Below are 18,939 nucleotides of genomic sequence, written 5' to 3' on the forward strand. Positions count from 1 at the left end.
GATGAAGGGGTCGTGCCCGTTCAGCTGACGACGTTCGAGACGAGTTGGCGCAGGTTCGCGCGCATGCCCCAGTTCGTGCCGAGGTCGAGCGCGAGCACGGCGGCCGCGTAGACGACGCCGCCCGTGACGACCATGACGCAGAGTTCGATCCACGCAGGGAGGACGAGCGCCTGACCGACGTACCAGGTCGCACCGGCCATGACGGCGCTCGCGAGGAGCGGGTAGGTGACCTCCGAGAGGATTCTCGTGCTGGTCGTCTCGAGAATCTTCGCCGTGATGTACAGGTCCAGCGGCGCCATCACGACGAGGTTCACCGCGACGATGAGCGCGGCGGTACCCGTGATGCCCCAGCGAACCGTCACCGGGTAGATGAGGACGGCGAGCAACGCCACCTTGAGCAGCGAGAGCTTCGTGACGTAGTCCGGGCGGCCGACGGCCTTCCAGAGCGCGCCCATCGTCTTGCCGATGGCGCGGTACACGCCGTAGAGCGCCAGCAACTGCATCGCGGCGACCATCGGGAGCCAGTCGGTTCCGAAGGCGGCCGCGACGAACGCGGGTGTGACGACGGCGAAGCCGATACCCATCGGGACCGCGACGAACGACGCCAGGCGGACGGTGGCGAAGTAGCTCTCGCGGAGGCGCTCCACGTCGGTCTGGAACTTCGAGAACGCGGGGAACATGACCCCGGCGATGACCTGGCTCAGTTCCGTCGCGGGCGCGTTCGACATCCGGTAGGCGTACTGGTAGTACGCGAGGGCAACGGGCGAGAGAAGCCACCCCACGAAGACGTCGTCACCCTCGTTGTAGAGGAAGTAGAGGATGGAGGTCCCCGTGATCCACTTGCCGAACTGGATGAGTTCGCCCGCCGCCTGGCGGTCGAAGCCGATGCCCGGACGGTAGTCGTGGATGAGGTACGACGCCACCAGTCGGACGAGGTCCGAGGCGAGGAACGCGCCGACCCACGCCCACGCGGAGGGGTCCCACAGGGCGAGGGCGAGCCCCGTGACGAAGAACGCGAGCGTCCCGCCGGTGGTGTAGACGAACATCTTGTGGTACTCGAGGTTCTTCTGGAAGTACACCACGGCGGGGTTCTTCAGGCCGCGCAGGACGGCCGAGACGGCGAGCACCTGGATGAGCGGCACGGCCGCGGGTGCGTCGAACAGTCGGCCGATGAACGGCGCAGCGAGGAACAGCACCCCGAAGATGAGGACGCCGCGGGCGATTTCCATGGCGAGGACGGTGTTGAGGTAGCGGTCGACGTTGTCCTCGATACGCTGGATGAGCGCCTCGTTCAGTCCCACTTCCGTGAGGCTGCGGAGGGCGCTCATCGAGACGAGCGCGATGCCGACGAGTCCGAGTTCGAGCGGGCCGACGAGGCGCGCGAGGATGACCAGCAGGACGAGAGGTAACAGCCGGTCGACCATGTTCTGACCGAAGAGCCAGACGGCGCTCTTGGCGGCGCGCTGGCCGGTTCCGCCGCTCGGCACGAGTCGACGGACGAGTGAGGTGAGCTTTCGAGACATGATGGATGCGAGTGGGGAGCCAGAAGCCGCAGTTCACCCGGACCGGGTGTCGAACCCAGCGAGGCGAGACGACCACTTCGGACGTGGTCGTACCTATCCCTCTACGGGGCATTGTTATGTCCGTAGTAACGGCATCCGCCACCGCCGGCAGGGTGGGGCTGCCGCCCGATTTCGGGGAGTTCGGCCGTCCTTAACGGGGAACTAAACCACGCCGGTCGGGCTCGTCGACGGGGACACGGGCTCGTCGGGGAGCGCAGGGTGACGAACTCAGGGAGGTGTGGAGACGGGCAACCGCGTTTCCGCAGGACGGGCTGTCTTCGACGCGTTCGTGCCGGAACCGCGGTTCGGGATTCGACCGCGTCCGCGTGGAGCGGAACGTTCCCCCGTACGAGGAAACGAGCCACGTAACGCGTCGACTAACGGCCTACGGGGCGGCATCGATACCCGATTGAGTGACACTCGCTCTCGTGGTTCCCGCACTCACACCGGCGCCGCTGCCGAGCCTGAGACGGGGATTCTCCCCATGAGTCGCACATAAGAAGGCTTATTCGGCGGGCAGGAACACCGGTGAACATGGTCGAGTTCGACGTACCGGAGGTCGACTACACCCGGTACACGAATCGTCAGCTCGCGGCGGTTCCGCTCGCGGTTCTCGCTGTCGCCCTCCTCGTCATCGCGGGGTGGACCGTCGTGACTGGCTCGCCGGTCAATCCCGGCTTGGACTTCACGGGCGGGACGGAGCTCCGTATCACCGTGGACGCCCCCGAGGGACAGGCCGAGCAGCAGATCCGCGCGGCGTTCGAGACGCAGCCGGAGTCGATCCGTTCGGTCCCCTCGGACGGAACGTACATCGTCACGTTCCAATCGGGAGCCGCCACGACGTCGGAAATCGAACAGCAGGCGGAGGCGGCCGGCTTCGAGATACGCTCTATCGACGCCGTCTCGGCCGCGTTCGGTTCCGAGACCCAGAGCCAGGCGCTCCTCGGCGTCCTCATCGCCTTCCTCGGGATGAGCGTGCTCGTCTTCTTGATGTTCCGGACGTTCGTTCCCTCCATCGCCGTGGTCATCTCGGCGTTCTCCGACATCGTCATTCCCGTGGCCCTGATGAACCTCCTCGGCATCGAACTCTCGCTCGGGACGGTCGCGGCCCTCCTGATGATCATCGGGTACTCCGTCGACTCGGACATCCTCCTGAACAACCACATCCTGCGGCGGTCGGGCGACTTCTACGAATCGACCTACCGCGCGATGCGAACGGGGGTGACGATGACGCTCACCTCCATCGCCGCGATGGTCGTGATGACCATCGTCGCCACCCTGTTCGGTATCTCGCTGCTCGCCGCCATCGGCATCGTCCTCGTGTTCGGCCTCACCGCGGACCTCATGAACACCTACCTGCTGAACCTCTCACTGCTTCGGTGGTACAAGTTCGAGGGGGTGGCTCGCTGATGAGCGGCCTCCGCGACAACTGGCGCATCGTCCTGCTCGTCATCGTCCTCTTGGCGTCGACGTTCGCGCTCTTCTCCCCAACCGTCGGGGGCGCCGAGAGCGGAAACGCCGCGACGGAGGGTCCGACGAACCTCAAGTACGGCCTCGAACTCTCCGGCGGGACCCGAATCCGCGCGCCGCTCATCGGTATCACGGCCGAGGGCGTCGACATCGGTGACGCCGACACCCGACAGGTAGCGCGGAACGTCGCAAGCGAGATTCCGGCCGCGGACCCGGGCGACGTCATCGTCCGCCGCACCGCCCAGTCGACCGCGACGGTCGAGGTGACGGCCGAGAACGTCTCCACCCAGCGGCTGGCGTCGACGCTCGACACGCTCGGGCTATCGTACGAGACGGTCCGCGACGGCGTCACCGAGCCCACGCGCGCGGAGGTCGTCCGCGTCCTCCAGAACAAGATCAACGAGGCCGGCCTCTCCGGCGGGACGGTCCAGCAGGTGACGACCGCCACCGGCGCGCACTTCATCCTCGTGGAGGTTCCGAACGAGGACCGTTCCGAAGTGGTTGACCTCGTCGAGTCGCGCGGGTCGGTCCGCGTCGACATCTACTACCGGCAGAACGGGACGTACACGACCCGCGAGGGCGTCCTCACGGGCGAGGACTTCCAGAACATCGGCACCGCTCAGGAGTCCGAGCGCGGGCCGTTCGTCCCGGTGACGGTGCGTCCGGAGGCCGCGGCGCAGTTCCAGCAGGGCGTCGTCGAGACGGGGGTCGCCCAGCCCGGCGGGGCGGCGTGCACGTACGAGGAGAACCCCAACGCGACGCAGCCGTGTCTCCTCGTCGTCGTCGACGACCGGGTCGTCAACTCCTTCGGCATGTCACCCGGCCTCGCCCAGAGCATGCGGGCCGGCGACTGGGCCGACGACCCCGCGTTCCAGCTCACCACGCGCAACTTCTCGGAGGCACAGCGCGTCTCGATCAACCTCCGCGCCGGCGAACTCCCGGCGGCGCTCGACCTCGAAGGGGAAGACGGGGGAACCTCCTCGTTCATCTCGCCGAGTCAGGGTGAGAGCTTCAAAGTCGACTCCGTCATCACCGGCATCATCGCCGTCCTCGCCGTCGCAGGAGTCGTCTTCGTCCGCTACGGCGAGGCGCGGGTGGCGCTGCCGATGATCGTCACGGCCTTCTCCGAGGTGCTCATCCTCCTCGGCTTTGCCGCCGGCATCGGGTACGCGCTCAACCTCCCCGCCATCGCCGGGTTCATCGCCGTCATCGGCACGGGAGTGGACGACCTCATCATCATCGCCGACGAGGTGATGGCCGAGGGGGACGTCTCCTCGCGGCGGATCTTCCAGTCCCGGTTCAAGAAGGCGTTCTGGGTCATCGGCGCCGCTGCGGCGACGACCGTGATCGCGATGTCGCCGCTGGCGGTACTCTCGCTCGGGGACCTCCAGGGCTTCGCCATCTTCACCATCCTCGGCGTCCTGGTGGGCGTGCTCCTCACGCGCCCCGCCTACGGTGACATCCTCCGGGTGCTGTTGACCGAAGACCGCTGAGGAGGGGTAGAGACGCTCCCCGGCACCGGTCGGCTGCTTCCCCCTCTCCTCGCGCTCCTCCTCGCGTTCCTCCTTTTCACTTCGCTACCCGGCCCTTCTCCGTCTCTGCGCGCGACAACAGTCCGTCACCGACGCGACCGCCGACCGAGGTGGGACGCGTCGCCAGCGGGATGGAGGGCGTTCGGGTGCCCACGTGGTGGGCGACTCCCGGTTCGCGCAACCGACAAAAGGCGTTTCTGACTACTGCCTCGAAGAATCAGCGACCCTGACATCTGTTCGGCGTCGAAACCGCGTCACGTCAGACAGCCGAGCCGCGTCAACGCCGCGCGCAGTTCCGCCGGTCCCTCGACGACTTCGTCGGCCGCCGAGTGGTCGACGTGCTGGTTCTCGGACGTCCGGTAGCCGATGCAGTACGTCCCCGCGCGGGCGGCGGCGAGGACGCCGTTGTACGAGTCCTCGACGACGACGCACTCATCGGGTTCGAGGCCGAGTTCGCTCGCCGCGTGTTCGTAGATGTAGGGCTCGGGCTTGCCGGGGTCGTCGATGTCGTCGGCGCTCAGCACCAGGTCGAGCGGGTCGAGGCCGAACCGCTCGCGGACGACGCCGATCCACGACTGGGGCGCGGAGGAGACGATGGCGATTTTGACGTTCGCGCGGAGGTCGGCGAACAGTTCCACCGCACCGTCCATCAGTTCGACGCCGTCGCGGTAGACGACCTCCATCGCGTGCTCGTCGTAGCGGGCGACGAACTCCTCTTTCGAGACCCTCGTCCCGTAGTTCGCCGTGAGATAGTCGTGTATCTCGCGGTAGTTGCGTCCCGTGATCTCGTCGCGGTCGGGCGTCCCGTCGGTCGCCTCGGCGAAGACCCACTCGTCTTCGAAGGCGTGCCAGAAGCGCTCGGAGTCGACCAGTACGCCGTCCATGTCGAAGAGTACAGCGTCCACATCCCCTGTCGAACGCCCCCGGCCAAAGGTCTGCTGACCAGCCGCCGAGTTTAGCCATCACTGACGTTCATTCGACGGTGACTCTCTCTCAGCAGTGAATAAATTGCACGGATACCGAGAGTGATTTAAATTGGTAGCGACGTGAATGGCGTACGACTGACCACGGAGGCAACGCAGACGCTTCGTGGCCCCTTGCACCATGAACAGGCACGCCCTCGTCACTATCGGACTCGTGGTCGCCCTCGTACTCGCACCCGCCGCGCCCGTCTTTTCCGGCACGGCCTCGGCAGCGACCGGCGCACCGATAGACTCGGCACAGATCGGCTCTTCCGACACGCTCGAACAACAGACGACCGAGACTGAAGACGAAGAGGAGGAGACGACAGAGGCCGACGACGACGAGGACACGACCGAAACCGACGACGAAGAGGAGGAGACGACAGATACGACCGAGACTGAAGACGACGACACGACGGAAACCGAAGACGACGACACGACGGACACAACGGAAACCGAAGAAGAGACCACAGAGACTGAAGACGACGACACGACGGACACGCTGGAGCCCACGGATACCGATACGCCAGAGCCCACCGACACGGACACGCCCGAACCAACTGAGACTGATACGCCGGAACCGACTGAAACCGATACGCCGGAACCGACTGAAACCGATACGCCAGAGCCCACCGATACGGACACGCCCGAACCCACGGAAACCGATACACCGGAACCCACAGATACCGATACAGACACGCCGGAGCCGACTGAAACCGATACACCGGAACCCACCGACACGGACACGCCCGAACCGACAGACACCGATACACCCGAGCCAACCGAGACTGATACGCCGGAACCCACGGAAACCGATACACCGGAACCATCGCCGGTGCTGCCACTGTTGCCACCGTTCTTCCCACAGGAACCGACGGATACGCCGACGGACACGCCAACTGATACACCGACGGACACGCCGACGGACACGCCAACTGATACGCCGACAGACACACCGACCGATACGCCGACTGATACACCGACAGACACGCCGACCGATACGCCGACCAACTCCTCGGACAACACCTCGACCGACACGCCGACAGACACGCCGACCGATACACCGACCAACTCCTCGGACAACACCTCGACCGACACGCCGACAGACACACCGACTGACTCGCCGAACAACACCTCGACCAGCACACCGACGGACACGCCGACCGAAGCGCCCGACAACGACGACGACGACGATGACAGTGACAGCGGGGGCGGCGGTGGGGGTGGGGGTGGGGGTGGAGGTGTGCTCGACTTCCTCGGCGGTGACGACGACGACGACGATAACGGCGGTGGAGGGCAGCAGACCGATTCGCCGACGGCGACCGGCACCGACACCGACACCTCGACGGTGACGACCCCGAACAACTCGAGTGCCATCCTCTCGACGGCCACGAACACGTCGGACGCGTCGCTCCCGGCGGCCAACGACACGGTCGTGACCGACGTCTCGTTCGAGCCCTCGCGGATCTCCACGAACGTCCAGGCGACCGTCGTCGTCACCGTGCAGAACCCACAGCCGACGACGGACACACATCCGGTCGAACTGGAGATGTTCGGACAGGTGATGAACTCGCGGGAGGTGACCGTCCCGGCGCGTGGGGAGACGACGGTAGAGTTCAGCTTCAGCATCGTCGAGCCGGGGACGTACACCGCGCGCGTCGACTCCGAGACGGCGACGGTGACCGTCGTCGAACCCGCCGAGTCGACGGGCACTTCGACCCCGTCGACGTCGACGCAGTTCCCCGGCTTCGGCGCGGGCGTCGCGCTCTCGGCCCTGGCGCTCGCCGCGCTCTTCCTCGCCCGCCGCGACTGACGGCCTCCCCGATGAACCTTCGTCCGAGGGTTCAAACCGGAGGCCGCGGCCACCCCGCGACATGGACTCGGCTCGCCTCTTCGCCGGCGACTGCACCACGACCTTCGAGGGGACGCGCGACCGGACTACCCGGGGTCGCGTCGTCGTCCTCGTCAAGCCCGACCGCACCGTCCTCGTCCACGACGCCGACGGCTACCAGCCGGTGGCGTGGCTCACCCGACCGGACTCGCTCTCCGTCGAGGAGGACGAGTCCGGCTTCGGCCTCACCGCCCGGGCGGGCGAGCAGACCCTTCGCGTCGTCTCGCACGACCTGAGCGGGCGGGCGACCTACCCGGTTTCGGCGGCCGGCGTACCGGTCGGTCACCACCCCGAGACGGGCGAACCGCTCGTCCGCACCGCCGGTCGTATCTCCGGGCTCGACTCGGGCGTCGAGTACCCGCTCGTCGCGGGCGCACAGGTCCTCGACGAAACGTGCGAGGACTGCGGCCTCCCGCTGATGCGGGTCGAGCGCGGCACGGTCTTCGAGGTGTGCGTCGACCGCTCGTGTGAGCCCCTCGACAACGCGGTGAGAGACCGGTTCGACGGCTCGTGGTCGTGTCCCGACTGCGGCGCTCCGCTCAGAATCCTCCGGCGGTCGGGCCTCATCGCCGGCTGCGACGCCTACCCGACCTGTGAGACGGCCTTCTCGATTCCGGCGGGCGTCGTCCGCGACACCTGTGACTGCGGGCTTCCCGTCTTCGAGACCCCGACGGGCCGGCGCTGCCTCGACAGCACCTGCGACGAGTTCCGCCTCGACGGGGAAGACTGTGAGAGCGCGGACGGCACCTGATCGACCGGTACGGATACAATCGGTGGGGCTTTCACCCCGCCGAACCGCAACCGCCGTATGCACGCGACGCTCGACGCCGACGGGCGGACCGTCCACCTCGGTGACGACGCCCGTCAGCGGTTCTACGACTCGCGGGGATACGGTCGGCCGACCGGCGGCAACGGGCTCGAACTGACCGCCGTCGAGGCCGCTCACCTCCTCCAGCGAGGCGACCTCGACGGCGTCGACGCCGACGGCCGGAAACTGGACTTTCAGGCGTTTCTCGCGACGACGGGCGTCGTCCTCGAGTTCGTCGTCTACAAGGACCTCCGCGACCGCGGCTTCTACCTCTCGCCGGCCCGGCACGCCGACGAGGCAGGCGACGCCGACTTCGTCGTCTATCCGCGCGGGAGCGGCCCGTGGGACGACGAGGTCGCCCATCGGGTCCGCGTCGTCGGCGAGCGCGAGTCGATCCCCGCTCGCGAACTCGGTGACGTCGTCCTCGCCGTCGTCGACGAGGACGGCGACCTCACGTACTTCGAGACCGCTCGGGACGCGCCCGGCGGCACACTGGACGCCGACCCACCGGACGACCTCACCGGGACGCTCCTCGCCGACCGCGTCCTCGTCTGGAACCCTCCCGAGGCGCTGTACGAGGGGCACTTCTACGGGCAGCGACTGTACGGTCGAAACGCCGACTCGGGCCCGCTGCAGCTCTCGCTCCTGGAGGCGGCGTCGCTCGTCCGCCGGGATGCGCTGACGGTCACCGACGCCGACGGCGAACCGATGGACGACGACAGCGCCGTCGTCGCCCGCGGGCGGGAAGTCGAAGGCGAGCGATTCGACCGTCGACTCGAAACCTACACGACCCTTCGGGGGAGGGAGGAGTTCCGAAGTCCGGTTTCAAGTTCGGCGCCGACTTCCGGGTGTACGAGTCCTTCGACTCGGTGTCGGAGCTCTCACACTCGGACTCGCTCGTCCGCGTGCTCTCGCCCGGTCACACGTTCTTCCCGCGTGACCTCTCGCTCGACGTCCGACTCGCCGGCGGGGTCCGCAAACGAATGGTTTTTGCGCTGACCGACGCCAACGGTGGAGTAGACTGGCTCTCCGTAGCCCGGTTGACCCCATGACCGACGACACACCCACGGACGCGGACGCCGACGACACCCGAGTCGAGCCCGAGAGTCGACGTCACCTCCCCGACGGCGGGGCGGCCGCCGGCGCGGACGACGTGACGCTCGACCCGTGGGGCTCGTCGACCATCGCCGACTACCGGAAACTGTTCGAGGAGTTCGGCATCGAGGAGTTCGACGAACTCATCGAGAGTGTGCCGAATCCCCACTATCTGATGCGCCGCGGCGTCATCTTCGGACACCGCGATTACGGTCCCGTGGCCGAGGCGCTCCGGAACGACGACCCCGCGGCGGTCCTCTCGGGCTTCATGCCGACCGGCGACCCCCACATCGGCCACAAACTGGTGTTCGACGAGATCATCTGGCACCAGCAGCAGGGCGCGGAGGCGTACGGCCTCATCGCCGACCTCGAAGCCCACGCCGCCCGCGGCCTCACCTGGGAGGAAATCGACGAACACGCCCGCGACTACCTCCTCTCGCTCCTGGCGCTCGGGTTCGACCCCGAAGAGGGGACGCTCTACCGGCAGTCCGGCAACCGGGAGGTGCAGGACCTCGCCTTCGAACTCGGTTCCAAGGCTCGCTTCGCGGAGTTCGAGGGCATATACGGCTTCGACAGTGAGACGTCTATCTCGCACATGCAGAGCGTCGTGACGCAGATGGCGGACATCCTCTACCCGCAGATGGACGAGCCGAAACCGACCGTCATCCCCGTGGGCCCGGACCAGGACCCCCACGTCCGACTCGCCCGTGACCTCGCGGCGCGGATGCGCTTCTTCAAGGTGACGGAGGCGTACTTCAGCCAGGAACTCGACGACGCGGAACGGGCGCTCGTCGCGGAGGCGTACGAGGCGCTCGTCGAGGTGGCAGATGGCGACCAGGACGTCCGCTGCGTCCACGGTGCGCAGCACCTCGTCGACCCGAATTCGGTGGCGCTCGACGCCGACCGACCCACCGTGGAGGTCCCCGAACTGGACGACCCCGTCAGAGCCTCAGCGGTGAAGAAGCTCCAGAACGCCGGGATGGAGCCGCTTCGTCCCCGAGTGCGCTTTCTCGACCGCAACGCCTCCCCCGACGCCTTCGAGGACCTCGTCGAGCGCATCGACGGCGAGAAACGACGGTACGACGAACACGTCGACGCCTTCGACCTCTCCCCCGAAGACGCCGAGGAACTCGCCCGCGAGGTGGAAGTCGACAACGGCGGCTACGGCTTCCAGATGCCCTCCTCTCTCTACCACCGCTTCATGACCGGGCTGACGGGCGGGAAGATGTCCTCGTCGATTCCGGCGAGCCACATCTCGCTGCTCGACGACCCCGCCGAGGGCTACGAGAAGGTCAAGTCGGCGACCACGGGCGGGCGAGACACCGCCGAGGAGCAGCGCGAACTCGGCGGCGAGGCCGACAAGTGCCCGGTGTACGAACTGTACGCCTACCTGCTCTCGGGCGACGACGACGACTTCGCCAAGCGGGTCTACGACGAATGCGTCGGCGGCGAGCGCCTCTGTGGCGACTGCAAGGAGCAGGCCGCCCGGTTGATGCAGGACTTCCTGAGCGAGCACCAGGAGAAGCGCGCGGAGGTCGAGGGGATGCTAGAGGACCTCGACATGGAACTCGAATCGCCCAGGCGGCGCGTCGCAGGCGAGGCCGACGACTGACGCTCGCTCCCCTCACCGCTCACTCGTCACCCCTCGACGACCGTTCCGACCGCCTGCGCTTCGGCCCGTTCTAACACGTGTTCGGCGGCGGCCGCGTCGAGCACCGCGCTCCCGACGCTGTCGACGACGAGTATCTCCTCCTTCGACTCTCTGCCCGCACGGCCCTCGAACACCTCCGAGAGCGGTATCAGCTCTTCGACCGAGAGGCGGCCCGCGATGTCGCCGGTCTCGACCACCTCTTCCGGCACGTCGGCGAACACCCGGGCCGCCCGGTCGACCGTCGTCGCGTCGAGTTCGCACATCTCGGCGGAGTAGGCGCCGACGGCGACGACGAGGGTGCCGGGCGCGAGGTCCGCCCCCGAGAAGACGGGTTCGGTGGCCGTCGTCGCCGTCACGACCACGGTGGCGTCCTCGACCGCTTTCGAGGGAGTGTCGACCGCCTCGGCGTCGAGTCCCTCCGTCCGGAGGTCGGCCGCGCACTGGGTTCGGGAGTCGGGCGTCGGCGAGTAGACGCGGACGCGCTCGATTTCGGTCGCGGCCGCGATGGCGCGCGTCTGCCAGCGCGCCTGTGCGCCGGCGCCGACGACGGCGAGGTCGACAGCGCGTCCAGAAGCGAGTTCCCGCGCGGCGAGACCGCCGATACAGCCCGTCCGGGCGTTCGTGAGTCGACTGCCGTCCATCGTCGCGCGCGTCTCGCCCGTCGCCGCGTCGGTGACGTGGACCTGTGCGCGAACCGTGGGGAACCCGCGTTCGGGGTTCGACGGGTGGACCGTCGCCACCTTCGTCGTGAACGTCGACGCGCCGTGAATCGCGGCGGGCATCACGAGGGCCGTTCCGGTCGTCTCGCCCTCGCTGATGGGAAAGTGCGGGCGCGGCGGGCGTTCGACCTCGCCGCGGCCCTGTTTCACGAACGCCTCCTCGACGACCGGGAGGAGGTCGGAAAGCGAGAGCACCTGTGTGAGGTCGCTGTCGGAGAGAACGCGCATACCTCGTGGTCTCGCGGGCGGATGGTGAACGTTTCTCCCGCCGCCTCGTCTTCACCCCGGCCGCGGGGCACACAATCTTCATACCCTCCGCCCGTCGATACGGCCCGTGCACGTCGTCGTCTGCGGCGGTGGGGTCATCGGCCTCGCCGCCGCCTACTATCTGGCCCGTCGCGGTGTGGAGGTGACCGTCTGCGAAGCGGGGTCGCTCGGCAGCGGCAACACCGACCGCTCCGCCGGCGGCATCCGCGCGCAGTTCTCCACGCCCGTGAACGTCGAACTTTCTCTCGTCTCGATGGAGGTGTGGGACGCCTTCGAGGAGCGCTTCGGCGTCGACATCGCCCACCGTCGGTCGGGCTATCTCTTCCTCGCCCGCTCCGAGGAAACCGCCGAGGGGTTCCGCGAGCAGGTCGCGATGCAGAACGACCGCGGCGTCCCGAGCGAGTACCTCTCGCCCGCGGAGGCACGCGAGCACTGTCCCGAACTACGAGCGGAGGAGTTCGTCGGGGCGACGTACTCCCCCACGGACGGCTTCGCCGACCCACACCTCGCGCTACAGGGCTTCTCACAGGCCGCCAGCGACGCGGGTGCCGACGTCCGGACGAAGACGCCCGTGACCGGCGTCGACGTCGAGGAGACGGGCGACGCCGTGACGGCTACCGTCACCGTCGAGACGCCCGACGAGTCCCTCGACGCCGACGTGTTCGTCAACGCCGCCGGCGCGTGGGCGCGGCGGGTCGGGTCGCTCGCGGGCGTCGACCTGCCTATCGCCCCGCGACGCCGCCAGGTCGCCGTCGCCGCGCCCGAAACGCCGGTTCCCGAATCGGTCCCCCTCACCATCGACCTCGACACGGGGTCGTACTTCCGCCCCGAGCGGGAGGGACAGGCGCTCGTCGGCGGCCACTTCTCGGCAGAGGACCCCGACGTCGACCCCGACGGCTACGACACGGGGATGGACCTCGACTGGGCGGTCGAGGCGGTCGAACGTGCCGCGGAGACGGCGCGGTACTTCGGTCCCGAGACCGGTATCGTCCGCGGGTGGGCCGGCCTGTACGCCGTCACGCCCGACCACCATCCCATCGTGGAAGTCTCACGCCCCGGCGTCGTCACGGCCGGCGGGTTCTCCGGCCACGGCTTCCAGCACTCGCCCGCGACGGGGCAACTGGTGTCCGAACTCTGCGTCGACGGCGCGGCGTCGCTCCTCGACGTCTCCCCGCTCTCGCGTGCGCGGTTCGACCGCGGCGAAGGCGAAGAGGAGCGCAACGTCGCCTGATTCTTCGCGTCCAGTCGCGTTCGCTCGTGAACACGTCCGCCTCCGATCGCGCGGACGCACGGATTTATGCTGATCGATTGTTAACATAACCAGGCTATGCGTGCAGCAGTACTCGACGCGTACGGCGAACCGCTCGACATCAGAGACGTCGACGCTCCCTCGGCAGACGGCGCAAGCGCGGTGGTGGCGGTCGAAGCCTGTGGCATCTGCCGGAGCGACTGGCACGGCTGGCAGGGCGACTGGGAGTGGCTGGGGCTCAAACCCGAGGCGGGACAGATTCTCGGACACGAACCCGCGGGACGGGTCCTCTCTGTCGGCGACGACGTCGAGACCATCAGCGAGGGCGACCACGTCGCCATCCCGTTCAACCTCGGCGACGGAAGCTGTCACCAGTGCCGGAACGGACACGGCAACACCTGCGAGAGCGTCATGCCGCTCGGTTTCGTCGAGCCGGCACAGGGCGCGTTCGCCGAGGAGGTCCGGGTTCCCGCCGCGGACTACAACCTCGTCCACCTCCCGGACGGCGTCTCGTCCACCGACATGGCCGGGCTGGGCTGTCGGTTCATGACCTCGTTTCACGCGCTCGCCCATCGGGCTTCCGTCGATGCGGGCGACTGGGTCGTCGTCCACGGCTGCGGCGGCGTCGGTCTCTCGGCCGTTCACATCGCCGACGCCCTAGGTGGGAACGTCGTCGCGGTCGACCTCCAAGAGGAGAAACTGGCGAAGGCGCGTGACCTCGGCGCGTTCGAGACGGTCAACGCGAGCGAGGTCGAGGACGTCCCACGGGAGGTCATGGGTATCACCGACGGCGGGGCCGACGTCTCCGTCGACGCGCTCGGCATCGCCCAGACCTGCACCAACTCCGTGATGAGCCTCGGCACGCGCGGCCAACACGTCCAGATCGGCCTCACGACGCAGGACGAACAGGGCGCGGTCTCGCTGCCGACCGACCTCATGGTGATGCGGGAGATCGAGTTCATCGGCTCGCTCGGCATGCCGCCGACGCGGTACGACGAGATATTCGAGATGGTCGCCACTGGTAAGCTCGACCCGAGCGGCGTCATCTCCGAGACGGTGTCGCTCGACGACGTCTCGGATAAGCTCGCCGCCATGACCGACTTCGAAACCGTGGGCATTCCGGTCATCGACCGGTTCTGACTCCCTTCTCTCCGCTTTCGGCTCCCTTCTCGGCTTCCGGGAACGACCGTCCGAAGCTATGGCGTCAGCCCGTCGACTCCCCGGTGGACCATGACGCTGAAAGACGTCGCCATCAGAGGGGTCGAGACCGCAGGACCGGACGCCAGCGTTCCGATGCTGGCGAACACGATGGACGAGAAGGGGGTCGGAAGCGTCGTCATCACCGAGGAGAACCGGGTCGTGGGAATCGTCACCGACCGCGACGTGGCGCTGACGCTGGCTCGTGAAGCCGACCCGACGACGCTCACCGCCGCGGACGTGATGGCGTCCGAGCCGCTGACGATGCCGCACGACGCCGGCCTCCTCGAACTCGTGGAGCGGATGGACGTCGAGAGCGTCCGCCGCGTGCCCATCGTCGACGACAACGGCGTCATCGTCGGCATCGTCACCCTCGACGACCTCGTCCGCCTCCTCTCCGTCGAACTGGAACACCTCGCCTCCATCGTCGAGGCCGAATCACCCTGAGACGGGCTGCTGTCCGTCCGTCTCTCGCACCGGTATCGACCGTCACGGGGTGCCTCCGCGCCGACGCAGTACGCCCCGGTCAGCACGGCAGCCACCGATTTGGACACAGTTATACCGGCCCCTGTGTTAGTCGCCGGCATGTCTGAGAAGCCTGTTTCCAACGGCGCGATGCAGCGAGCGACGGAGGCCCGACCGTGCGCGTAGTCGCGAAGTTCGGGGGGACCTCCCTCGGGAGCGGTGACCGTATCAACCGGGCCGCGGACTCCATCGCGGGGGCCGTCGAGCAGGGTCACGAGATCGCCGTCGTGGCGAGCGCCATGGGGTCGACGACGGACGACCTCCTCGACGAGATCAAGTTCGACGCCGACGACCGCGACAAGGCGGAGATCGTCTCGATGGGCGAGCGCACCTCCGTGCGGATGCTGAAGGCCGCGCTCTCTTCCCGAGGTGTGAAGGCGAAGTTCCTCGAACCCGGCAGCGACGACTGGCCCGTCGTCACCGACGAGTACGGCGAGGTCGACGTCGAGGAGACGACGAAGCGCGCGGGGAAACTCGCCGCCGAACTCGACGACGTCGTGCCGGTCATCACGGGCTTCCTCGCACAGACGCTCGACGGCACCGTCACCACCCTGGGGCGGGGTGGCTCCGACACGACCGCCGTGATGATGGGCAAGTACATGGACGCCGACGAGGTCGTCATCGTCACCGACGTCGAGGGCGTCATGACGGGCGACCCCCACGTCGTCGAGGGGGCGAGAAACGTCGGGCGCATCACCGTCGACGAACTCCGGAACCTCTCGTTCCGCGGGGCCGAAGTCGTCGCGCCCTCGGCGCTGTCGTACAAGGACGCCGGCCTCAACGTCCGCGTCGTCCACTACCAGCACGGCGACCTGCTGACGGGAGGCACGCTCATCGAGGGCGAGTTCCAGAACCTCATCGACATGGAGGACGGCCCGCTGGCGTGCATCACCATCGCCGGGCGCGCCATCCGGAACCGTCCCGGTATCCTCGCCGAACTCGCCCAGGCGCTCCGCGAGGCCGAGGTCAACATCGACTCCGTCGCCAGCGGGATGGACTCCATCACCTTCTACGTGAGAGAGGACGACGCCGAACTCGCCGAGACGGTCCTCCACGAGCGGGTCGTCTCCGACGAGACGCTCTCCTCGGTCACGGTTGATGACGACATCGCCGTCATCCGCGTCACGGGCGGCGAACTCCCCAATCGCCCGGGCATCATCCTCGACATCGTCCAGCCCATCTCCGACGGCGGCATCAACATCCACGACCTCATCACCTCTGCCACCTCCGTCGCCATCTTCGTCGCCTGGGGCGACCGCGAGGACACGCTCCGCATCATCCAAGAAGAGTTCCAGGGCTGAGTCCGTCGGTCGCGTTTCCCCCGTTTCGACTCGGGCGGCCGTCCCGTTACCGACCCTCGTACAGCCGCTGTCCCAGTCGTGCGGGAAGCCCCGCCTCGTCGATGGCCGCCGCGACCCGGTCGATGTCGTACGACACCCGGTGTTCGGTGACTTCTCTCTCGTCCAGGTCGACGATAGCGTAGGCCGCGTCGGGGTCGCCGTCGCGCGGTTGCCCGACGCTCCCGGGGTTGACGAGCATCCCCTCCGAGAAGACGGCGTGGTGCTGGACGTGCGTGTGTCCCATCACGAGCAGTTCCTCGCCGTCGAGCATCCCCGGCGCGAAGTCGGCCGGGTAGGTGTAGCGGTCGGGGTCGTCGGGGTGACCGTGGACGACTTTGACGCGGCCGTCGAGGAGCGTCCGCTCGTCGGGTAGCCCCCGAGCCACGCGAGGGCGTCCTCGTCGAGGTGGTCGCGGGCGTATTCGACGCCCGCCTGCGCCATGCTGTTGAACGCGAAGCCGGTGTCAGAAGCGACCGCGCGGTCGTGGTTCCCCCTCACCGTCGGGACCGCTCGGTCGCGAATCGTGGCGACGCACTCGGCGGGCCAGGGGTTGTAGCCGACGACGTCGCCGGCACAGACGAGGTGGTCGACGGGGGGCATCTGATCCAAGACGGCGTCCAGTGCGACCCGATTCCCGTGGATATCCGAGATGAGTCCGAGGCGCATGTACGGGGGGAGACGCGCCGGCCGTTTATACTGTCGGCCGACTGGTCGTCCGGTCCGTCGTGACGGTGTCTCGGTCGTCGCCGCCCGGGGGCGGCGACAGCCGGGACCGACTCACGACGGGCCGTATCACTCCTCGCCGTTCTCGATGGCCGTCTCGACCCCGTCTTCGGTCACCCGGGCGGCCGCCGCGCAGACCGGGTGTTCGAAGTCGAGGTCGTACGCCTCCCGGGCGGCGGCGTCGGCGGTCGTCGACCCGAACTCGAACGCCCGCGGCGAGTCCTCCTCGTACGTCGCGACGAGCGTCGGCTCGTCGACTTCCTCGACCAAGAGCGCGTCGCGTCGGACGGTGCCGACGAACGCGGTCTCGGCGGTGACGACGCCGGCGACCCGGGGCGTGTCGTAGTCGTCCTTCTCGAAGTCGAGCGCCAAGAGTGCGAGCGCGAGCGCGTCGCGCGCCGGATACCCCATGTCGACCTTCTCGGCGACCGGGTCGACGTGCGAGCCGTTGCCGAGGACGACGCCGTCTCCCGCGGGACGGAGACAGTTGTACGAGACGTACGGGTTGTCCGTCTCCTCGGCCGCGTCGGTGGGACCGACCGTGAGCGTCCCCGCTCTGTCGACGATGCGGCGGTTCGGGAACGACCGCGACGAGACGCGATACGCTCCGAGTCCGGGCCCGACGACGACGAACCTCCCGATGTACATGCACGACAGTGGCCATCTCGGGGTGAAGTAGGTGACGATGTATGCACGTTCTCCTGTTCTCTCTCCCGCTCCGTGTGAGCGGATTCCACCCCCGAAATGAAGCGACAGCGTTTTGTTTCGCTGTCTCGTCGTCACGAGTGCAGTCCCATGGGGTAGTGGCCAATCCTGTTGCCTTCTGGGGGCAACGACCCAGGTTCGAATCCTGGTGGGACTACTTCTCCTCGTTCGTCTCCGTCTCCGGAGTGTTCACCATCGCGTCTGACGGACAGCGCCGTCGGAGCAGCGCCTCCGCGTTCGTGTCCCGGAAGTCGTCGGTACCCCGTGCGTCCCGTACCGTCTGTTCCGCCCGTAGCGGGTCACCGCAGCGACCACAGCCCCCGGTCCTTCCAGCGAGAGAATCCGCAGTAGCCGAACGAGGCTTCGGAACACTGCTCCAGTATCCCGGCTCCGACAAGGTTAGTAATACACTCGCTTCTGCGAGCGTCCGCGGGCCCCCGCCCTCGACGAGATAATGACGTCGCAGGCGGGGCAACTGACCCGGGACGTGGTAACCTGCGCCGTCCGGTTCGCGGAGTAGTCGGTCCTGACGTCCCGTTGGCTCACCGAACCCGACCCCACAGCGTGGACGAAGTGGTCCGGTCAGATCACGGAGGGCTCGGTCTCGTCGTCGTCGAACCCCGCCTCGTCGATGATCGCGTGGAGGTTCGAGTAGGGGATGAACGCCACCATCTCGTCGTCCTCGTCGTAGAGGTCGGCGCCGTACTCGGTTCGCTCGTAGTGCGCACACTCGAGCTGTCCTTCGGGGAACAGGACTCGGTACATACCCACCCTTGGCTCGTCAGTCGGTTGAATGTTCCGCGGCGCTCACGCTAACCGCCGCCGGAGCGCCCACGTGTACTCCGTCCGGTCGAGAAAAGCGTCGACGCTCTCCTCGCGCACCTCGCCGCTCGAGTACACCCGGTCGCGGTCGTACGCGATGGCGTGTCTCGGCACCGGCAGCCGCGACGTGAAGCAAAAGCCCAGTCCGACCGGCGTCCGTCCCCGAGCGAGCGCCCACGACGCCGCGACGAGCGCGTAGTCCTCGCAGTCGCCGGTTTCGGCCTCGACCGTCTCGCCCGGGGTCCGCGCGACGTCGAACCAGCCGTTCCACTCGTCCTCGCGCCACTCGTACCGCTCGGTCCACGACTCGAAGTCGAACGTCCCCCACTTCGTCCCCCTCCCGACGTATCGCCGCGGGGCGACGAACACCCACGGCGTCCATCGCGCGACGGCCGACCACAGCGTTCGAAGGTTCATAACC

General features: G+C 67.7%; 15 protein-coding genes, 1 tRNA gene and 2 pseudogenes. 11 read left to right on the forward strand and 7 right to left on the reverse strand.

Annotation, left to right across the window (positions count from 1 at the left end):
• Window positions 1-20: 20 nt before the first annotated feature.
• Window positions 21-1,523 carry a lipopolysaccharide biosynthesis protein gene (locus C2R22_RS20565; protein ID WP_103427430.1) on the reverse strand — a complete coding sequence of 501 codons (1,503 nt, stop codon included), beginning with the start codon at window positions 1,521-1,523 and terminating at the stop codon, window positions 21-23.
• A gap of 573 nt (window positions 1,524-2,096) precedes the next feature.
• On the opposite strand from C2R22_RS20565, the gene secF reads away from it, so the two are divergent.
• Together secF and C2R22_RS20575 are read left to right on the forward strand one after the other, a co-directional pair.
• Window positions 2,097-2,972 (forward strand): protein translocase subunit SecF, encoded by an 876-nt coding sequence (gene secF / locus C2R22_RS20570; protein ID WP_103427431.1) that lies wholly within the window; start codon window positions 2,097-2,099, stop codon window positions 2,970-2,972.
• Window positions 2,972-4,525, forward strand: coding sequence for a preprotein translocase subunit SecD (locus tag C2R22_RS20575; RefSeq protein ID WP_103427432.1), 1,554 nt, complete (start codon window positions 2,972-2,974; stop codon window positions 4,523-4,525). The genes secF and C2R22_RS20575 overlap by 1 nt, the downstream gene beginning before the upstream one ends.
• A gap of 293 nt (window positions 4,526-4,818) precedes the next feature.
• Here C2R22_RS20575 and C2R22_RS20580 read toward each other — a convergent pair whose 3' ends face one another.
• Window positions 4,819-5,469, reverse strand: a complete 651-nt coding sequence (locus tag C2R22_RS20580; protein ID WP_281259251.1) for an HAD family hydrolase — start codon at window positions 5,467-5,469, stop codon at window positions 4,819-4,821.
• Between the two features lie 199 nt (window positions 5,470-5,668).
• Here C2R22_RS20580 and C2R22_RS20585 point away from each other — a divergent pair, with 199 nt between their 5' ends.
• The 4 genes and pseudogenes from C2R22_RS20585 to C2R22_RS20600 all read left to right on the forward strand — a co-directional run bounded on the left by C2R22_RS20585 (window position 5,669) and on the right by C2R22_RS20600 (window position 10,932).
• Window positions 5,669-7,339, forward strand: coding sequence for a PGF-CTERM sorting domain-containing protein (locus tag C2R22_RS20585; protein WP_103427434.1), 1,671 nt, complete (start codon window positions 5,669-5,671; stop codon window positions 7,337-7,339).
• A gap of 61 nt (window positions 7,340-7,400) precedes the next feature.
• Window positions 7,401-8,168, forward strand: a complete 768-nt coding sequence (locus C2R22_RS20590) for an Sjogren's syndrome/scleroderma autoantigen 1 family protein (protein WP_103427435.1) — start codon at window positions 7,401-7,403, stop codon at window positions 8,166-8,168.
• A gap of 57 nt (window positions 8,169-8,225) precedes the next feature.
• Window positions 8,226-9,277 (forward strand): annotated as a pseudogene (gene endA, locus C2R22_RS20595) (tRNA-intron lyase).
• Window positions 9,274-10,932 carry a tryptophan--tRNA ligase gene (locus C2R22_RS20600; protein ID WP_103427436.1) on the forward strand — a complete coding sequence of 553 codons (1,659 nt, stop codon included), beginning with the start codon at window positions 9,274-9,276 and terminating at the stop codon, window positions 10,930-10,932. Before endA ends, C2R22_RS20600 begins: the two are co-directional and overlap by 4 nt.
• 26 nt (window positions 10,933-10,958) lie before the next feature.
• On the opposite strand, the gene C2R22_RS20605 is transcribed toward C2R22_RS20600, so the two are convergent.
• Window positions 10,959-11,918, reverse strand: coding sequence for an ornithine cyclodeaminase family protein (locus C2R22_RS20605; RefSeq protein WP_103427437.1), 960 nt, complete (start codon window positions 11,916-11,918; stop codon window positions 10,959-10,961).
• A 97-nt stretch (window positions 11,919-12,015) separates the two neighbouring features.
• Between C2R22_RS20605 and C2R22_RS20610 the strand changes: the two genes are divergently transcribed.
• The 4 genes from C2R22_RS20610 to C2R22_RS20625 all read left to right on the forward strand — a co-directional run bounded on the left by C2R22_RS20610 (window position 12,016) and on the right by C2R22_RS20625 (window position 16,229).
• Complete coding sequence (locus C2R22_RS20610; RefSeq protein ID WP_162562587.1) at window positions 12,016-13,188, forward strand: NAD(P)/FAD-dependent oxidoreductase; 1,173 nt, start codon at window positions 12,016-12,018, stop codon at window positions 13,186-13,188.
• A gap of 96 nt (window positions 13,189-13,284) precedes the next feature.
• A complete protein-coding gene (locus tag C2R22_RS20615; protein WP_103427439.1) occupies window positions 13,285-14,346 on the forward strand; it encodes a zinc-dependent alcohol dehydrogenase family protein in 1,062 nt (353 codons plus the stop codon).
• A gap of 90 nt (window positions 14,347-14,436) precedes the next feature.
• Window positions 14,437-14,850: a CBS domain-containing protein gene (locus C2R22_RS20620; RefSeq protein WP_103427440.1), complete on the forward strand. Its 414-nt coding sequence runs from the start codon at window positions 14,437-14,439 to the stop codon at window positions 14,848-14,850.
• 194 nt (window positions 14,851-15,044) lie between these two features.
• Complete coding sequence (locus C2R22_RS20625) at window positions 15,045-16,229, forward strand: aspartate kinase (protein WP_103427441.1); 1,185 nt, start codon at window positions 15,045-15,047, stop codon at window positions 16,227-16,229.
• A gap of 46 nt (window positions 16,230-16,275) precedes the next feature.
• Here C2R22_RS20625 and C2R22_RS20630 read toward each other — a convergent pair.
• Window positions 16,276-16,934: pseudogene (locus C2R22_RS20630) on the reverse strand (metallophosphoesterase family protein).
• A 126-nt stretch (window positions 16,935-17,060) separates the two neighbouring features.
• Complete coding sequence (locus C2R22_RS20635) at window positions 17,061-17,639, reverse strand: IMP cyclohydrolase (protein WP_103427442.1); 579 nt, start codon at window positions 17,637-17,639, stop codon at window positions 17,061-17,063.
• A 141-nt stretch (window positions 17,640-17,780) separates the two neighbouring features.
• Here C2R22_RS20635 and C2R22_RS20640 point away from each other — a divergent pair.
• Window positions 17,781-17,853, forward strand: a tRNA-Gln gene (locus C2R22_RS20640).
• A gap of 425 nt (window positions 17,854-18,278) precedes the next feature.
• Here C2R22_RS20640 and C2R22_RS20645 read toward each other — a convergent pair.
• The gene (locus C2R22_RS20645) at window positions 18,279-18,461 is read right to left on the reverse strand and encodes a hypothetical protein (RefSeq protein ID WP_103427443.1); all 183 of its coding nucleotides are present in this window, start codon (window positions 18,459-18,461) and stop codon (window positions 18,279-18,281) included.
• Window positions 18,462-18,503: 42 nt separating this feature from the next.
• Entirely contained in the window at window positions 18,504-18,935 is a 432-nt protein-coding gene (locus C2R22_RS20650) for a hypothetical protein (RefSeq protein WP_103427444.1), read from the reverse strand.
• Window positions 18,936-18,939 lie beyond the last annotated feature (4 nt).

Origin of the sequence: Salinigranum rubrum (assembly GCF_002906575.1) — an archaeon.
In the GTDB taxonomy this organism is placed as follows: Archaea; Halobacteriota; Halobacteria; order Halobacteriales; family Haloferacaceae; genus Salinigranum; species Salinigranum rubrum.

Excerpts from the sequence above, each read along its gene's own strand:
- C2R22_RS20565 (WP_103427430.1), bottom strand. The coding sequence starts at position 1,523 with ATGTCTCGAAAGCTCACCTCACTCGTCCGTCGACTCGTGCCGAGCGGC.
- secF (WP_103427431.1), top strand. The coding sequence starts at position 2,097 with ATGGTCGAGTTCGACGTACCGGAGGTCGACTACACCCGGTACACGAAT.
- C2R22_RS20575 (WP_103427432.1), top strand. The coding sequence starts at position 2,972 with ATGAGCGGCCTCCGCGACAACTGGCGCATCGTCCTGCTCGTCATCGTC.
- C2R22_RS20585 (WP_103427434.1), top strand. The coding sequence starts at position 5,669 with ATGAACAGGCACGCCCTCGTCACTATCGGACTCGTGGTCGCCCTCGTA.
- C2R22_RS20590 (WP_103427435.1), top strand. The coding sequence starts at position 7,401 with ATGGACTCGGCTCGCCTCTTCGCCGGCGACTGCACCACGACCTTCGAG.
- C2R22_RS20600 (WP_103427436.1), top strand. The coding sequence starts at position 9,274 with ATGACCGACGACACACCCACGGACGCGGACGCCGACGACACCCGAGTC.
- C2R22_RS20605 (WP_103427437.1), bottom strand. The coding sequence starts at position 11,918 with ATGCGCGTTCTCTCCGACAGCGACCTCACACAGGTGCTCTCGCTTTCC.
- C2R22_RS20615 (WP_103427439.1), top strand. The coding sequence starts at position 13,285 with ATGCGTGCAGCAGTACTCGACGCGTACGGCGAACCGCTCGACATCAGA.
- C2R22_RS20620 (WP_103427440.1), top strand. The coding sequence starts at position 14,437 with ATGACGCTGAAAGACGTCGCCATCAGAGGGGTCGAGACCGCAGGACCG.
- C2R22_RS20635 (WP_103427442.1), bottom strand. The coding sequence starts at position 17,639 with ATGTACATCGGGAGGTTCGTCGTCGTCGGGCCCGGACTCGGAGCGTAT.
- C2R22_RS20645 (WP_103427443.1), bottom strand. The coding sequence starts at position 18,461 with ATGTACCGAGTCCTGTTCCCCGAAGGACAGCTCGAGTGTGCGCACTAC.
- C2R22_RS20650 (WP_103427444.1), bottom strand. The coding sequence starts at position 18,935 with ATGAACCTTCGAACGCTGTGGTCGGCCGTCGCGCGATGGACGCCGTGG.